This window comes from Chenggangzhangella methanolivorans (genome assembly GCF_042648545.1).
In the GTDB taxonomy this organism is placed as follows: domain Bacteria; phylum Pseudomonadota; class Alphaproteobacteria; order Rhizobiales; family Methylopilaceae; genus Methylopila; species Methylopila methanolivorans.
Window position 1 is genome coordinate 1,040,380 of record NZ_JBHRXS010000003.1, and the last position, 13,956, is coordinate 1,054,335.

The following is a 13,956-nucleotide window of genomic DNA, read 5'->3' on the forward strand; positions in this document are numbered from 1 at the left end:
GCGGTCCGACGACCAAAAACGCGGCCGTTCCGTCTGATGGCGGTCGGAAAACCAAGAAAGCTAGAGGAAATGCTCATGAAGAAGCTGGTTCTGCTCGCCCTTCCCGCGCTCGTCGGCATGACCGCCGCTGCAGCTGCCACCGAGGTTACCGAATCCATCGAGATAAACGCCGCGCCAGGGAAAGTCTGGGCGGCGTCCGCCAAGGACTTCTGTGGCATCGGCCAGTTCCACCCTGCGGTGGAGAAGTGCGCGCTGTCGAACGAGGGCAAAACGCGCACACTTTCGCTCAAGGGCGGCGGCACGATCGTCGAGAACCAGACGGCCATGAAGGAGGGTAGCAGTTATTCCTACGTGATCGTCGAGAGCCCGCTTCCGGTCTCGGACTACAAGTCGACCTTCTCGATCAAGGGCAGCGGCGAGAGCTCGACGGTGACCTGGACCGGATCGTTCATGCCCAAGGGCGCCGACGAGGCGACCGCCAAGAAGGCCATCGACGGAATCTACACCTCCGGCCTGAGCGCGCTGAAGTCGAAGCTTTGAGTGCGTAATAGTAGATCGCCCGGGTCCAAGGCTTCAGCCGATGACCCGGGCTATCTCGAGTGCTGCGCGCCGGCAGGATCCAGCTTGTCCGCGCCCACCGCGGAAGTCGAAGGCGTTCCGGGAAGCGGATGTAGTTTCAGCCGGTATCTTCAGGGAGCGGACTTTCTTCTGAGCGACCTTTTCGCCAATACGTGAACGGCAGCACAGCCTTCCGGTTGATCTCCAGGTCTTCGATCTAGTAGCGCCGGATCGCTCTGAACGCTGCATATTCGAGGCTGGCCATGGCGTGGATGCGGACGTCGGCCGGGCATATGTGCCCACCGCTTACGGCGTCGACGAGCAGGCTATGAATACCTCCGCGACTGGGTGCGGAAAGAAGTACGTTGGGGGATTCGCGACCCGCATCACACCACGGTCTGGCCGCCTGCGACGGTGAGCAGCGCGCCCGAGGTGTAGCTCGCTTCGTCTGAGGCCAGCATGACGTAAGCCGAGGCGAGTTCGGCCGGCTGCCCGGGGCGGCCGAACGGCGTCTTTGAGCCGAAGGTCTCGACCGCCTCGGGCGGCATTCCCGCCGGGATGAACGGAGTCCAGATCGGACCGGGCAGGATCGCGTTCACCCGGATGCCGTTCTCGGCAAGCAGTTGCGCGAGGCCGACCGTCAGGTTCGCGATGGCTCCCTTCGTGGTGGCGTAGGGCAAGAGCTGCGGGGACGGATCCTTCGAGTTGATCGAAGCGGTGTTGATGATCGAGCCACCGGGCTTGATGTGGCGCGTCGCGAGTTGCGTCAGGTGGAAGGTCGCGTGGACGTTGGTGTCGAACGTCTTGGTCCACTCCTCGAGCGAGACCTCGTCGAGCGACTTAAAAGGTTTCTGGTACGCCGCGTTGCTGACCAGGATGTCGAGGCCGCCAAGCTCCGCGATGGCGCGCTCCACGACCTGTTCGCGGAAGCTCGCGTCGCTGATGTCGCCGGGCGCCATCACTGCCTTGCGGCCGGCCTCTTCGATATGGCGACGGCAGGTCGCGCCATCCTCGCCCTCGCTCGGCAGGTGCACGACCAATAGGTCGGCGCCCTCGCGGGCGAACGCGATCGCGACCGCGAGCCCGATCCCGCTGTCGCCACCCGTGATGATCGCCTTCTTGCCCGCGAGCTTGCCCGAGCCCTTGTAGCTCTCCTCGCCATGGTCGGGCCGAGGATTCATCTTCTCGGTCAGCCCCGGGAAGGACTGCGGCTGCTTGGGAAACGGCGGCTTCGGGAAGTGCTTCATCGAATGCTCCTGTGTCTTGGAGCAAACGGCCCACGCCCGGAATTCGTTCGGGCGCCGATCAGCGAAGAGCCCATCGCCGGGGTCATGCGACCGCGGCGACGGGCCCACGCTAGGTTCAGCCGATGAACTGGATCAGGTCGCGGTTCAGCCGCTCGGGATCGGTCGCGAACAGGCCGTGGGGCTCTCCGTCGTACTCGATGTAGGTCGAGCCCGGGATGCCCGCGGCGGCTGCCTTGCCGCTTGGCTTGATCGGTACGGTCGCGTCCGACGCGCCGTGGATGACCAGGGTCGGCTTGGTGAAGGACTTCAGGTCCGGCCGGAAGTCGGTCCGCCCAAACGCGTCCACGCAGTCGAGCGTTGCCTTCGGGCTCGCCATCAAGGCCAGCGTAAATGTCCAGTCGAGCAGCGCCGAGCTGACGGGTCGGGAGATCACGCCGACGCCGTAGAACTGTTTGGCGAACGTCTGCAGGAAGGCGAAGCGGTCCTTGCGGATCTCGCTCTTCATGTCCTCGAACACGCTCGCGTCGACGCCGTCGGGGTTGCTGTCGTCCTTCAGCAGGTACGGCACGACCGAAGCCATCAGCACGGTTTTCGCGACCCGGTCGGAGCCATGGCGGGTGAGGTAGCGGGCGATCTCGCCACCGCCCATCGAGAACCCAACGAGGTTCGCCTCGCGAACGTCGAGCTTGTCCAGCACGGCCGCCAAATCGTCGGCGAAGGTGTCGTAGTCGTATCCGGTCGCGGGGTGCGCGGACTGGCCGAAGCCGCGGCGGTCGTAGGTTATGACCCGGTAGCCCGCCTCGAGCAGCGCCAGCGTCTGGTACTCGAACATGTCGCCTGTCAGAGGCCAGCCGTGGATCAGGACCACGGGTTTGCCCTTTCCGGCGTCCTTGACGTGCAGATGCGCGCCGTCTCGGCTCTCGATGTGCATGCGTTCTCCTTGATGCGTTCAGTCGCGCCGGGTGATGCTCCGGTTTGCAGAAGCAACGCCGACGCGCGTCGAACGGTTCTCCGCCACCGCTCCTCGGGATCGAAACCTTGCCAGCGCCGTTGGTCAGGGCATTCGCACCCCGCGCCCGGAGAAGGCGCGCGGCATTCGCATGGAAGGAGACGGCCATGAGCCTTCAAGGCAAGAAGATCGCGATCCTGATCGCGCCGCGCGGCACGGAGGAGCCGGAGTTCGCTAAGCCCAAGGAGGCCGTCGAAAAGGCCGGCGGCGAGGTAACGGTCGTCAGCATCGAGGCTGGCGAGGCGAAGACGGTGAACAGCGACCTCGACCCGGGCGGCAGCTACGCCGTCGACAAGACGTTCTCCGAGGTCTCGGCCGACGATTTCGACGGGCTGGTCGTGCCCGGCGGCTGCGTGGGCGCCGACAAGCTCCGGGGCGATAAGGACGCGATCGCGTTCATCCGGGCGTTCTTCGAGCAGGCCAAGCCGGTCGCCGCAATCTGCCACGCGCCGTGGACGCTGATCGAGGCTGGCGTCCTGAAGGGCCGGACCATCACGTCCTACCCGACGCTCAAGATTGACGTCGAGAACGCGGGCGGGACCTGGGTCGACAAGGAGGTCGTGGTCGACAAGGGGCTCGTCACGAGCCGCAACCCGGACGACCTTCCGGCCTTCTGCGCCAAGCTCGTGGAGGAGTTCGCCGAGGGCAAGCACCCCGAGCAGGCCCGCAGCGCCTGACTTCAACCACAGCCACACACGACGGCCGGCGCCCCGCACATGATGCGGGGCGCTTTCGCCCGTGCGGCGTTCAGCTCAAAGGAGGCTGGCCGTTCGAGGCCGACAGGCCGCCATCGACGGGCAGGTTCACGCCCGTGATGTAGAGCGCGTCGTCGCTGGCGAGGAACGCGATGGCGCCGGAGATGTCGGACGGCTGCGCCCCGCGGCCCATCGGGATCCGCTCCTCGAACTTCGCGATCAGCTCGGGCTGGTCCTTCATGCCAGAGATAAGCGGGGTGTAGGTCAGCGACGGGTTGACCGCGTTGACCCTAACCCCGTTCTTAGCCTCGTCGATCGCCAGCGCGCGGGTGAAGTTCGTCACCGCGCCTTTGGCCGCGCAGTAGAAGCTGTGGTTCCAGTCGCCGCCGAGACCCGACACCGACGACACGTTGATGATCGAGCCCTTGCGAGTGCGCAGCGTAGCGATCGCCGCGCGGCTCATCTGGACCACCCCGTAGAGGTCGGTCTCGATGACCTTCGCGAAGTCCGCGAAGTCACCATCGTCGAGCTTGCCGAGGTGGTCGACACCCGCGTCGTTGACGAGCACGTCGATCCCGCCGAACCGCTCGACCGCGCGCGCCACCAAGGCTTCGCACGAGGCCATCTGGGAGACGTCGGTCTCAACCGTCTCGACCGCGTCGCCTGACAGGTCTGCGGCGACCTTCCGTAGTCCTTCGACGTCGATGTCGCCGAGGACCAGGGTCGTGCCCTCCTCGGCGAAACGACGCGCCGCTTCTTCGCCGATGCCGGAGGCGGCCCCGGTTATCATCACGACCTTGTTCTCGAATCTCATGGGGCTCTCCATCTGTCTTGCTTGGGCCGCCGTTCCACGAAGGCACGCTCGGCAGAGCGGCGATCTGAAAAGTCACGCCGCGAGCATGAGGTTCCCGCAGATCGGATTGCCCATCGGCTACTTCCGCATCGCTTGCCGTGGCGGCCGGCGACGATAACCTGGCCGGATGACGAGCATCCCGGATTGCCTTGCCGCGTTCTCGGTGGCGGCCATGACCAACACGCATGATGCGGAAGAAAGGGGCCGCGCGGCGATCGACGCGTACCTGCTCTGCGTGCCCAACGACCCGCTGCGTCGCCTCGCGGCGCTTCACGAACTTCTCGCCGCCTATGTGGAGCTCGCGCTAGACAGCACGGCCGCCATGGCCATCAGGGCCGACCTCGAAAACAGGATCGTCGAGGCCGCGGGGCCTCCAAAGGAGCAACTCGGCTCGGACCAGCACGCCTGAAGCAAGAAGACTGGCTCCAGCGGCCAGCCGTCGCGATGACCGCGTCCCTAATGCGCCATCCTGCGCATCATCGCGATTACTGCCGGGCGTTCGTACGGCTTCGAGAAATAGACAGCCCGCTCCGGCAGATTGAGATCAGCCGCGCTCAGGGACGCGCAGCCGTATCGGCGCCAGTTGCGGACATCCGCTGATGTCTGCAAAACGGTCACTCAGGTGAGCGATCAAAGCGCAAAGCTGCCCCACGGGGCGCTGGTCACTTCAGGGCATGCTCGGAAGTGACAAAAGTGCGGCGCGCGGTTAATTCTTTCGAAGGGTTGGAGTGCGCTCGCATTAGGCCCATGTCTTTTGATGTCGTACTATTCCAGCACGGATAAATCGGAACGATTCACCGCGAAGACCCTTGTCCTCCAGAGAACGACATTTGCATCGTTCGTGATGGGAGGACTTATGTCCAATATTTTCAAGCTTAGCGCCGCTGCTCTGCTCGTCGCCGCATCCGCTTCGGGCGCGTTTGCTCAGTCGACCGGCACTGAGAACAACGCGTCATCCAGCTCCGGCGCAAGTTCGTCGGAACAGCAGGGCAAGACCGGTTCGGACAATAAGGATGGAATGAGCACGTCTACCGGCATGGACACCAAGGGCGACAAGCCGACTTCGGCGGGAACCTCGAACGATCAGGCCAAGGACCTGCGCGGCCATAGCGAGACTCCGAAGGGATCGAGCAAATAACGTTCACCCGGATCACGCGGCCCCGGCTTTTAAGCCGGGGCTTCTCGTATCTGCTGCTCATCAGTGACGCGGAATCGAGTGATGGAGACCGACATGCTGGACGATCAGGATCGACCGTCGATCGAAACGGAAGAGACGCCGACGCCGCCGAAAGGGCAGAACATCAAGGCTTGGTGACACTCGGCGACGACGCAGTCGAGGAAGCGCAGCACGAAGAGGAAGCGCCTCCAAAGGGCGCGGCGGAAAATGACGCGGAGAAGCCGAGCGGCGAGCTAGCGAAAGACGCTCCAGCCTCGATCACCGGCTTGGCGGGCTGACGAGGCCGAACGAACTAGCCTGACCGGTCCGAGTGCTCCGCAAGGCACTTTTCGATCTCGGCGATGATGCGCTTGGTGTAATCCACCGCATCTGGAACACGGTCCATCTGCTGGCCTCGGGAATATTCGTAGGACCGCATGGTGCCGTCCTCGAGCCAGATCAGGCGCTGCCGAAAAATCGCCAGATCCTCTTTCAACTTCTCACGAAATTCCAAGTGTTCCTCCCTTGGTCTGAGGAGGGAAGCGCACTGGCGGCCGTTCGTTCCAGCGCGGATCACGATTGTCGGTCTGGTGAGTTCTATCGCCGGCCTGTGGAACGAAGGTGCTAGGCGCGTGTTTCGCGGATGACCCGATGCGCTCGGAGATCAGTCGAGGGAGCCACCGCAATGAGCCATCGAGAAACCCGTATCAAACAGCGCGCCTACGAGCTTTGGATTCAGGCGGGTGAACCGGAAGGGACCTCCGAGCAATTCTGGTATCAGGCGGAAAAGGAGATTGATGGCGATGATCCCGCCGCCTCTGGCAAGGGCGCGGCTCTGACGCCGGACGAAGAGCTTGAGAAGCAGCTGGAAGAAACGATCCCGGCGAGCGATCCGCCCTCGGCCACGCAACCGTAGGGCGACCATATCGCGCGCCATTGGTTTTGATCCCGGGCGCAAATTGCCCATTTGGTCGGGAGCTCGAATGAGGCAGCGCGGTGCATCTTCGTAGACCCGTTATTCTTTTCATGGGACTAGCGGTTCTCATTGCAGCGCTCTGTACGCTAATGTGGATGACAGTGCTTTAGTCATTCCCTCTCACATGACGGATCATCGGCCGGACGACCCGAGCATTCCGACAGAAGAAAAGCCTGCCAGACGAGCAGGTGGTTGGTTGATCGTAGCTGCGATAACAGGGACGTTTCTGGTTTTGGGCCTGTTCGCTTGGTTCGGGACGGACACATTCAATTATGATGGCCGTTGGCGCTGAGATCCGCGGACACGATGAACCAAGAGATCGAGCTGAATCGCTTTTTAAACGAGTGGGCGACCAGAGCGCTTGCGGCCGCGCGAAAAGAGACGGCCACGACGTGCCGCGAGAGTTGCATCTCAAGGGCGGCTGCGCGCCTTGGTGAGGATGCAAGGGCTGCAGGCATTTATGACCAGGTGAACGCCACCGCTCAGAAGCACGGCGGATTCATTCCATTTGTCCGCAGCTTGCTCTGATCGTGCAGACCATCTGTCTTTTTCTGATCACCGAGATTTGGGTAGTTGGCTCAGCGGCTCACGGTCGCCCTACGCGCGCTAACGCGGCTGTCCAGTTCCATGGCTGACTTGCGGGCCATTCTGGAGCCGCTCTCGCGCTTCATCGACGGAACGCAAACCATCCTCGGTCAGCAGCCAGTTATTGCCTTGGCGTTGGATCAGGCCGGTGCTTTCCACAGCGCGAAGAACGCTGTCGGACAAAAGGGGGCTGCCGGCACCCTTCATCAGGGTTTCCAAGATCGCGACGCCTTCAGGCGACAGCGTTCGCGTATCAACCATGTGGCGTTTCTCCCGAGAATTCGGTCCTAGGCACGGAGCACGCTGCCCGATCGGGGATCGGTGTTGCGATCGATCGCAAACTTGCCTGCCTCGGTGAGCGCCCACGCGCGCTCTGACCACTCAATTAGGCCTTCGTCCTCAAGATCTCGCAGAACAGCGTCGACCCCGTTCAGCCAGTGCGACTCCACCGCCTTGAGCGCGCAGACTGACTCAATGGAAAGATAGTCAAGGCGCGCGGTCATATGGTGGGTTCCGTGCTGCGATGCTGGCTTAACAGAACCGAGGAAAATTCGTTCCGCTGATAGCGTCGGAACATTTCGCGCCCGCGGGCCTTCTCCTATCGAGACTTAATTGAGGAGAGTGACATGGCCCCCGGTGGTGGAGACCTTTGGCTTTTGATGACAGTTCTTGGCGTGAGTCTGCTGGGCATCACGATCGCCTACGCCGCGTTCAAGAGCCGCCAGAATATGACGCCAGCCAAACGTGACGTTGCCGATCGCGGAGCCGAGCGTGTCTACGCGGAAGAACAGCGCGATCCGGCGAATCGAGGAGCTTGATATGAACGACCAGCCATCGGTCTACGGAACAGATACGTCCAAGCCGAAAGAGAAAGCTGGCGTTGAAGTCGGCGGTGGAGACAAGGCGGCTGCGGCCACCGATGCCAAGGCGCGGAAGGAAGCCGAGCCGGGAAGCGCCGACGATGATCGGGAGCCGCCGGCGCTGGAAGATTCCGAAGAGGCTTAGTCGCCGACGTAAGGCCGGGAACCCATCGCCCCGCCCGCGCGTCTAACGAGTGCGGCGGCTTTAGTCCCCGCTGCAAACTCCCAATGAGAAGCCCGGCGCGTCAGCCATCTTCGCGTCGGGCTTTCTGTTGCGCCCTGCGTGGTTGACTAGTCAGCAACCCCTAGCCATCACGTGTATCGGCGAAAATCACTCGTTTGGGCATCGACGGCTGAGGGCTTCGCGCTCACGGTCATTGACGCGGGAGACGCATGTGCCGCGCTACCATTTCAACGTACATGACGGTGTGGAAATCCCCGACAGTGTGGGCATAGACCTACCGGATATCAGGTCCGCCCGTCGTGAGGCCATGAAATACGCGGGCGTGCTGCTCGACGAAGCTGAAGATCGGGAAAGCCTTGGCGAAGAGTGGCGCCTGGACGTCACCGATGACAGCGGCACGGTACTTTTCAGCTTGAATTCGTCGTCAGAGAGCAGTCGCCATCCTAAGCGCTAGGTAGTTTTCCCTACGCGACCGGTGGTATGCCAGCCATGTCGCAATCGTTATGGTAGAGTGAATTATCACTCGTTAACTACGCGCCATGTCGTTCGTGATCACACATGGGCCCCTCGGCGTCGAGCACGAGGTGGGCTGCGAAAGTGCTGTCGAGGCGCTTTCGATTTTTCGGGATCTTATGCAGCAAGGCGCTGTCGGAGTGATGCTGACGGTCTTCGAGATCGGGGACGAGGCTCTTGCTTTGCTCCAGCTACTTGTTGAAGCTGAAAAAGGTCAAATCTCCGAGCCGGCGGCGTGAGCCGCTCTGCAAGAGCGGCCCGACCGCTCCCCAGCGACCGGGCCATGCTTCAGTTGTCTGGACAGAGAGGGGCGGAAACCTGTCCAGCGCCTTTTCCTGGCGGGGGCCACCCGAAGCACCGCGATCCTACCGCATCCGTGATGAACATAAGATAATTCTAAGATGCAGGTGGGGTTCACGAACCTGTCATCCGACAGTCAGCCGGCAGTCTGTTTGCGAGCTACATAATCGCTCCGATGCGTCCCATGCGTCGGGCTTTTTCATGCGCGCCCTGATAGAAGTTTCTCGCCGAAACGAGCTAGGGAGAGAGCGTCCCGCGGGCCCGCCGAGGGTTTCCCCCGATTCCTCTCGGCGGGCCTCATCCAGCGCCCCGGAACCGATCACATCGCTCGCGCGTATAGCTCTCGAAACGTACCTCCCCGTATCGTTTCGCCTTGAAGAGCCCGACGCGCCCGTCACCGTGCGTCGGGCTTTTTGCTGCGCTGGCGACGCTGAGGGCAGTCAGATACGGTCCCCAAAACTTCGCGGGGACACTGCCGGCAATGGCCGCTGACATCGATGGGACGCTTGCGGTCTTTGCTGTTGCCGCCTGGGCGGACGGGGACGAGGGCAGGCGCACGTGCGCCCAAGCACTGGACGCTTATATCGAAGCGGTCGGGGGAAGCGCCTCCGACAGGTACGACGCGCTTCAAAAGCTCCATCGCGAAGCGCGGTCGATCGTCGGATCTCAGGACCATTCGGCGATGATCATGAAGCTGATCAACGTGCGGCTCACCGAGGTCACTGCCTCGATGGTGGGCGTAGGTGTGCCGAGTGTGTCGTCGCCACTTTAAAGGGAGGCGGGGCTAGCCCTCAATCGCGCTGAGCATACACGTGGATATGTCCGTCCACGTTTGTGGTGTGTGATCCGGCGTGGAATTTTGACCCCGTAGGTCGGGGGATCGGCGTCCAATTTTGGGTCTGACTCATTCTCGATGAAGTTGGCTGGTGGCTTTCGCCTCCCTTGCGGAGGAGGACCGTCATGGCCTTTGGCTTTCGAACGAACGCGTTGGCGCCGGCCGGTCTTATCGTGGACCGGGTGACGGTTGAAGCGGACGCGATCGAGGTTTGCGTCCGATCGCCGGCGGTGATCGCCCGGTGCCCTCTCTGCTCTTCGCCAGCGCGGCGGATCCACAGCCGCTATGTCCGCCGGGTCGCGGACCTACCCTTCGGTGGGCGTCCCGTTCGGCTACGCCTGACGGCGCGGCGGTTTGTCTGTGAGCAGGCGCGGTGCCCGCGCCGGATCTTCGGCGAGCCCTTCGCCGGTGTCCTGGGGCGTGGAGCCCGCCGGGTCGAGCGGCTGGAGACCGTTGTCCATCATCTGGGCCTTGCGCTGGGTGGGCGGCCGGGAGCCGGCCTCGCCCGGCGGCTCATGCTGCCGGTCAGCAACGACACGCTGCTGAGGGTCGTGCGAAGGCGAACGATGAGGCCAGACGCTCCGCTGCGCGTCGTCGGTGTCGATGACTGGGCGTTCCGGCGCAACTGCCGCTACGGATCAATCGTCGTCGATCTCGAACGCCGGCGTCCTGTCGCTCTGTTGCCTGATCGAGAGATCGCGACCGTCGCTGCGTGGCTCGGCGATCATTCCGGTATCGCCGTCGTCGCCCGCGACCGCGGAGGAGGCTATGGCGAGGCGGCGGCGCGAGTTCTGCCCCATGCCGTCCAGGTCGCGGACCGCTGGCATCTGATGGAGAACGCCAGCGCCGCCTTCCTAAACGCCGTCCGCGCCGCCATGACGCCGATCCGCCGGACGCTCGGCGCGACGCGCATCGATCCGAAGCTGCTGACGGTCGCGGAGCGGCTGCAGTATGAGGGCTATCTGCGCCGCGCGAGAGCCGACGAAGCCGTTCTCAGCATGGCGCGCGAGGGACTGTCGATCAAGGCGATCGCCCGGCGGGCGGCGCTCGCACGCGGCACGGTGCGTAGGATCCTGCGTGGCGAGCACGGCGACGCCTTCCGAACGCGACAAAGCTCGCTCGAAGCCTGGTTGCCGGTCCTGGCCGCCGAATGGACCGAAGGCTGCGCCAACGGCGCAGAGCTGTGGCGGCGTCTTCGGCGGCGCGGCTTCCAGGGCTCTCTCCGCGTCGTGACAGAATGGGCGACCAGACGCAGGAGGTCGGAAGCCAAAGGCCTTCGCCAACTGCAACGGGCGCCGTCGGCGAAGACCATCGCCAAGGCGATGACGATTGAACGCGACCGGCTCACCAAAGGCGACGCGATCCTCGTCGCGTCGATCGAAGCGGCAGCGCCGGAACTTGCGAAGGCGCGCGTCCTGCTCGACCGCTTCCACGCGATGGTCCGGCGCCACGCCGCGCAGGAGCTCGATCCCTGGATCGCAGACGCTTCGCCCAGCCTGCTCGGCTCATTTACGCGTGGCGTGGTCCGGGACCAAGCCGCCGTCCGAGCGGCCCTGGGCGAGCCCTGGTCCAACGGACAGACCGAGGGCCAGATCACAAAGCTCAAGCTCATCAAGCGCCAGATGTACGGTCGCGCCAAGCTCGACCTGCTCGAGGCCCGCCTTATTGGTGCCGGATGATCCCGTCGCGCATCATCGAAAATGCGTCAGACCCAACATTGGACGCCGATAAGGGGTCAAAGTTCAGCGCCGATTGACAGCTCGCAGATCTCGATAGGCGCATTGAGAGGCAGCGGAAGGCTTTGGAGCGGCTTCACGCCCGGCAGGGCGCCACCGCAGTGGCCCAGGCGTCTTTGCGGCTCCTTGAACTCAATAGAGCGTTTGTCGAGGCTCACATCACATTGCTGATGGATGGTGAGGAGCCGTTGGCCGAGATCAACTCGCAGGCTTGAAGCGAAAACCGCCCCGCCGACCTTTATGGGCCAGCGGGGCGGGAGCTCTTCGCATCGAACTTGCGGGACCAACGAACCAACAACGGGTTCGTTCGAACGTCGGCTAGCCGTTACCAGCCGAACTTGTAGGCGACGCCCGCCATCACGCGGTGCTCGTCGTACTTGCTGCGGACCGGAACGCCGGCCAGGCGGAAGGTGTCCTTGCCGAGATCGGTGTAGCGATACTCAGCGCGGACCACGACGTTGTCGGTCACAGCCGACTCGACGCCGCCGCCGATCGTCCAACCGACCGCAGTCTTGTTGTCCTTGGCGCCAAGCCGACCGGCGCGGACCTTCACTTCGCGATCCGCATAAGCGACGCCGCCCGCTGCATAGAAGAGGACGCGGTCGACAGCGAAGCCGACGCGAGCGCGAGTGGCGCCGGTCCAGTCGGTCTGGGTCTTCGCGGACGCGCCGAACGCGCCGCGCGTGCGGTCGATGTCGGCCCAGTTGAAGTCAGTCTCGATGCCGAGCACGAGCGGCGAGTTGTCGAGCTGAATGTTGTAACCAGCATAGCCGCCGACCATCCAACCCTTGGGCTTGGCGCTGAGGCTGCCGCCGGCCGCGCGGAAGTTGGCGTCGCCCCAGGCGTATCCGACCTGGGCGCCGACATAGCCGCCGGTCCAGCTGAAGGACGGGACCGCCACGATTGCCGGAGCGGCTTCCATGGGGAGGTCTGCCGCGTAGGCCGACGTCGACAGCAGCAGCGCGCCGCCGATGAGAGCAAGCTTCGACTTCATGTTTGAAAACTCTAAGAATTTTGCCGGATGCGCCGGACCGCTACTCAACTGATCGGATAGATCCCCGGGTATCCCATTGCCGTCAAGTTGTAGCCGCATGTTTGGTATCGGTGTGTCCTTTGAGTTGCCGCCTTTCTGGTCCGCCCGAAACACGCGCACTGTCGGAACCACGCGTGGCTCCAAGCGCTTAGCTCTCGAATGCGTAAGGAGCCGAGAATGATCGAGCAGAAGTCTCAGACCAAATGGAAGCCACTTGCCTTCATGCTGGCCTTCGTCGTGGCGCTTGCGGTCGGAGCCTCCGCTCTCTTGCTCAACAAGGATGAGGTGACTGAACCGCTGCCGCAGGGCGGACCTACGGTGAACCCTGGCTAGGCCACGCAGATGCGTCGAGGCCGCATCAGACAGTCAGGCAACCTATTTTTACTGAGCGACGAGGCGATAGGAGCGATTGATGACAAACACGAACGTGCCTCCGTTAAGGTCCGACGAAACGGGCAAACACGTTAGGTCCGACAGCCCAGTCGATCGGCCCGCTCAAAATCTGGATATCGAGGAATTCGACAGGAAGCGCACGAAAAGTGGGGCAACGAACGGCCCCGACGAGCGTCACGAGAAGCGACCTGAAGGCCCGTACAAGGATCCCGCCGATGAGCAAAAGCAGGGCGAGGTTAAGTAGGCGCGTCGAAACGAGGGAAAATCATCGCGGGTTTGGTCTGCCCCCTGGGAAGTGGTCCTCCCTGATGTATGGCTTTTGGCCATGTGGAGGACTGAACGATGCCGAGGAAGAGGCACGCACCCGAAGAGATCGTCGCGAAGCTGCGGCAGGTTGAGGTTCTTACGGCACAAGGGCGGCCGGTCGCTGAAGCGATCCGTTCGATCGGCGTGACCGAAGTCACGTTCTATCGCTGGCGCACTGAGTATGGCGGGCTGAAGGGCGATCAAGTGAAGCGCCTGAAGGAGCTTGAGGCTGAGAACGCCCGGCTTCGACGCGCGGTGTCGGACCTGACGCTGGACAAGATGATCCTGGCGGAGGCGGCAAGGGGAAACTGATCAGCCCCGCCCGTCGTCGCGACTGCGTGGATCGTGTGGTGAGCAAGCTCGGTGTGACGGAGCGTCGGGCCTGCCTCGTGCTCGGCCAGCACCGCTCTACGCAGCGGAAGGTCCCTATGCGGCCGGACGATGAAGCGGCGCTGACCGCCGACATCGTTGCGCTCGCCGTCCAGTATGGCCGCTACGGCTACCGGCGGATCGCAGCCCTGCTGCGCTCCGCCGGCTGGGCCGTGAACCTGAAGCGGGTCGAGCGGATCTGGAGACGGGAGGGGCTAAAGGTCCCGCAGAAACAACCCAAGCGAGGGCGGCTCTGGTTCAACGACGGTTCGTGCCTGCGGCTGCGGCCGGAGCGGCCGAACCACGTCTGGTCCTACGACTTCGTCGAGGATCGCACGCACGACGGCC

19 protein-coding genes and 1 pseudogene are annotated in these 13,956 nt (G+C 63.4%); 13 read left to right on the plus strand and 7 right to left on the minus strand.

The window, feature by feature from the left end; all coding sequences use genetic code 11:
• Nucleotides 1-75: 75 nt before the first annotated feature.
• A complete protein-coding gene (locus ACFOWB_RS05195) occupies nt 76-540 on the plus strand; it encodes an SRPBCC family protein (protein ID WP_261405516.1) in 465 nt (154 codons plus the stop codon).
• A 404-nt stretch (nt 541-944) separates the two neighbouring features.
• Here ACFOWB_RS05195 and ACFOWB_RS05200 read toward each other — a convergent pair whose 3' ends face one another.
• A complete protein-coding gene (locus ACFOWB_RS05200; RefSeq protein ID WP_378146038.1) occupies nt 945-1,805 on the minus strand; it encodes an SDR family oxidoreductase in 861 nt (286 codons plus the stop codon).
• Between the two features lie 115 nt (nt 1,806-1,920).
• Complete coding sequence (locus ACFOWB_RS05205) at nt 1,921-2,736, minus strand: alpha/beta fold hydrolase (protein WP_261405515.1); 816 nt, start codon at nt 2,734-2,736, stop codon at nt 1,921-1,923.
• A gap of 185 nt (nt 2,737-2,921) precedes the next feature.
• On the opposite strand from ACFOWB_RS05205, the gene ACFOWB_RS05210 reads away from it, so the two are divergent.
• On the plus strand, nt 2,922-3,491 hold the full coding sequence (locus ACFOWB_RS05210) for a type 1 glutamine amidotransferase domain-containing protein (protein ID WP_261405514.1): 570 nt from the start codon (nt 2,922-2,924) through the stop codon (nt 3,489-3,491).
• A gap of 70 nt (nt 3,492-3,561) precedes the next feature.
• Here ACFOWB_RS05210 and ACFOWB_RS05215 read toward each other — a convergent pair whose 3' ends face one another.
• Nucleotides 3,562-4,323 carry an SDR family NAD(P)-dependent oxidoreductase gene (locus tag ACFOWB_RS05215; protein ID WP_378146041.1) on the minus strand — a complete coding sequence of 254 codons (762 nt, stop codon included), beginning with the start codon at nt 4,321-4,323 and terminating at the stop codon, nt 3,562-3,564.
• Between the two features lie 166 nt (nt 4,324-4,489).
• On the opposite strand from ACFOWB_RS05215, the gene ACFOWB_RS05220 reads away from it, so the two are divergent.
• The gene (locus tag ACFOWB_RS05220) at nt 4,490-4,771 is read left to right on the plus strand and encodes a hypothetical protein (RefSeq protein WP_261405512.1); all 282 of its coding nucleotides are present in this window, start codon (nt 4,490-4,492) and stop codon (nt 4,769-4,771) included.
• A gap of 348 nt (nt 4,772-5,119) precedes the next feature.
• A complete protein-coding gene (locus ACFOWB_RS05225) occupies nt 5,120-5,500 on the plus strand; it encodes a hypothetical protein (protein ID WP_261405511.1) in 381 nt (126 codons plus the stop codon).
• A 331-nt stretch (nt 5,501-5,831) separates the two neighbouring features.
• Here ACFOWB_RS05225 and ACFOWB_RS05230 read toward each other — a convergent pair whose 3' ends face one another.
• Entirely contained in the window at nt 5,832-6,032 is a 201-nt protein-coding gene (locus ACFOWB_RS05230; protein ID WP_261405510.1) for a hypothetical protein, read from the minus strand.
• 171 nt (nt 6,033-6,203) lie between these two features.
• Here ACFOWB_RS05230 and ACFOWB_RS05235 point away from each other — a divergent pair, with 171 nt between their 5' ends.
• Entirely contained in the window at nt 6,204-6,434 is a 231-nt protein-coding gene (locus tag ACFOWB_RS05235) for a DUF2934 domain-containing protein (RefSeq protein WP_261405509.1), read from the plus strand.
• A gap of 666 nt (nt 6,435-7,100) precedes the next feature.
• Here the strand turns inward: ACFOWB_RS05235 and ACFOWB_RS05240 are convergent.
• Complete coding sequence (locus ACFOWB_RS05240; RefSeq protein WP_261405507.1) at nt 7,101-7,340, minus strand: hypothetical protein; 240 nt, start codon at nt 7,338-7,340, stop codon at nt 7,101-7,103.
• 26 nt (nt 7,341-7,366) lie between these two features.
• Nucleotides 7,367-7,582 (minus strand): hypothetical protein, encoded by a 216-nt coding sequence (locus ACFOWB_RS05245; protein WP_261405506.1) that lies wholly within the window; start codon nt 7,580-7,582, stop codon nt 7,367-7,369.
• 123 nt (nt 7,583-7,705) lie between these two features.
• On the opposite strand from ACFOWB_RS05245, the gene ACFOWB_RS05250 reads away from it, so the two are divergent.
• The 6 genes from ACFOWB_RS05250 (at nt 7,706) to ACFOWB_RS05275 (ending at nt 11,450) form a co-directional block, all read left to right on the plus strand.
• Nucleotides 7,706-7,897, plus strand: a complete 192-nt coding sequence (locus tag ACFOWB_RS05250; RefSeq protein WP_378146045.1) for a hypothetical protein — start codon at nt 7,706-7,708, stop codon at nt 7,895-7,897.
• A 1-nt stretch (nt 7,898) separates the two neighbouring features.
• Nucleotides 7,899-8,084: a hypothetical protein gene (locus ACFOWB_RS05255; RefSeq protein ID WP_261405504.1), complete on the plus strand. Its 186-nt coding sequence runs from the start codon at nt 7,899-7,901 to the stop codon at nt 8,082-8,084.
• A 250-nt stretch (nt 8,085-8,334) separates the two neighbouring features.
• A complete protein-coding gene (locus ACFOWB_RS05260) occupies nt 8,335-8,577 on the plus strand; it encodes a DUF6894 family protein (protein WP_261405503.1) in 243 nt (80 codons plus the stop codon).
• 85 nt (nt 8,578-8,662) lie between these two features.
• Nucleotides 8,663-8,875 (plus strand): hypothetical protein, encoded by a 213-nt coding sequence (locus ACFOWB_RS05265; RefSeq protein WP_261405502.1) that lies wholly within the window; start codon nt 8,663-8,665, stop codon nt 8,873-8,875.
• A gap of 542 nt (nt 8,876-9,417) precedes the next feature.
• Nucleotides 9,418-9,708: a hypothetical protein gene (locus ACFOWB_RS05270; protein WP_261405501.1), complete on the plus strand. Its 291-nt coding sequence runs from the start codon at nt 9,418-9,420 to the stop codon at nt 9,706-9,708.
• Between the two features lie 188 nt (nt 9,709-9,896).
• Nucleotides 9,897-11,450 carry an ISL3 family transposase gene (locus ACFOWB_RS05275; protein ID WP_261405500.1) on the plus strand — a complete coding sequence of 518 codons (1,554 nt, stop codon included), beginning with the start codon at nt 9,897-9,899 and terminating at the stop codon, nt 11,448-11,450.
• Nucleotides 11,451-11,832: 382 nt separating this feature from the next.
• Here ACFOWB_RS05275 and ACFOWB_RS05280 read toward each other — a convergent pair whose 3' ends face one another.
• Complete coding sequence (locus tag ACFOWB_RS05280; RefSeq protein ID WP_378146049.1) at nt 11,833-12,501, minus strand: outer membrane protein; 669 nt, start codon at nt 12,499-12,501, stop codon at nt 11,833-11,835.
• Nucleotides 12,502-12,717: 216 nt separating this feature from the next.
• On the opposite strand from ACFOWB_RS05280, the gene ACFOWB_RS05285 reads away from it, so the two are divergent.
• Nucleotides 12,718-12,873, plus strand: coding sequence for a hypothetical protein (locus tag ACFOWB_RS05285; protein WP_261405499.1), 156 nt, complete (start codon nt 12,718-12,720; stop codon nt 12,871-12,873).
• Between the two features lie 402 nt (nt 12,874-13,275).
• Nucleotides 13,276-13,956 (plus strand): annotated as a pseudogene (locus ACFOWB_RS05290) (IS3 family transposase); the annotation flags it as partial.

Excerpts from the sequence above, each read along its gene's own strand:
- ACFOWB_RS05195 (WP_261405516.1), top strand. The coding sequence starts at position 76 with ATGAAGAAGCTGGTTCTGCTCGCCCTTCCCGCGCTCGTCGGCATGACC.
- ACFOWB_RS05200 (WP_378146038.1), bottom strand. The coding sequence starts at position 1,805 with ATGAAGCACTTCCCGAAGCCGCCGTTTCCCAAGCAGCCGCAGTCCTTC.
- ACFOWB_RS05205 (WP_261405515.1), bottom strand. The coding sequence starts at position 2,736 with ATGCACATCGAGAGCCGAGACGGCGCGCATCTGCACGTCAAGGACGCC.
- ACFOWB_RS05210 (WP_261405514.1), top strand. The coding sequence starts at position 2,922 with ATGAGCCTTCAAGGCAAGAAGATCGCGATCCTGATCGCGCCGCGCGGC.
- ACFOWB_RS05215 (WP_378146041.1), bottom strand. The coding sequence starts at position 4,323 with ATGAGATTCGAGAACAAGGTCGTGATGATAACCGGGGCCGCCTCCGGC.
- ACFOWB_RS05220 (WP_261405512.1), top strand. The coding sequence starts at position 4,490 with ATGACGAGCATCCCGGATTGCCTTGCCGCGTTCTCGGTGGCGGCCATG.
- ACFOWB_RS05225 (WP_261405511.1), top strand. The coding sequence starts at position 5,120 with ATGTCGTACTATTCCAGCACGGATAAATCGGAACGATTCACCGCGAAG.
- ACFOWB_RS05235 (WP_261405509.1), top strand. The coding sequence starts at position 6,204 with ATGAGCCATCGAGAAACCCGTATCAAACAGCGCGCCTACGAGCTTTGG.
- ACFOWB_RS05240 (WP_261405507.1), bottom strand. The coding sequence starts at position 7,340 with ATGGTTGATACGCGAACGCTGTCGCCTGAAGGCGTCGCGATCTTGGAA.
- ACFOWB_RS05245 (WP_261405506.1), bottom strand. The coding sequence starts at position 7,582 with ATGACCGCGCGCCTTGACTATCTTTCCATTGAGTCAGTCTGCGCGCTC.
- ACFOWB_RS05250 (WP_378146045.1), top strand. The coding sequence starts at position 7,706 with ATGGCCCCCGGTGGTGGAGACCTTTGGCTTTTGATGACAGTTCTTGGC.
- ACFOWB_RS05255 (WP_261405504.1), top strand. The coding sequence starts at position 7,899 with ATGAACGACCAGCCATCGGTCTACGGAACAGATACGTCCAAGCCGAAA.
- ACFOWB_RS05265 (WP_261405502.1), top strand. The coding sequence starts at position 8,663 with ATGTCGTTCGTGATCACACATGGGCCCCTCGGCGTCGAGCACGAGGTG.
- ACFOWB_RS05270 (WP_261405501.1), top strand. The coding sequence starts at position 9,418 with ATGGCCGCTGACATCGATGGGACGCTTGCGGTCTTTGCTGTTGCCGCC.
- ACFOWB_RS05275 (WP_261405500.1), top strand. The coding sequence starts at position 9,897 with ATGGCCTTTGGCTTTCGAACGAACGCGTTGGCGCCGGCCGGTCTTATC.
- ACFOWB_RS05280 (WP_378146049.1), bottom strand. The coding sequence starts at position 12,501 with ATGAAGTCGAAGCTTGCTCTCATCGGCGGCGCGCTGCTGCTGTCGACG.
- ACFOWB_RS05285 (WP_261405499.1), top strand. The coding sequence starts at position 12,718 with ATGATCGAGCAGAAGTCTCAGACCAAATGGAAGCCACTTGCCTTCATG.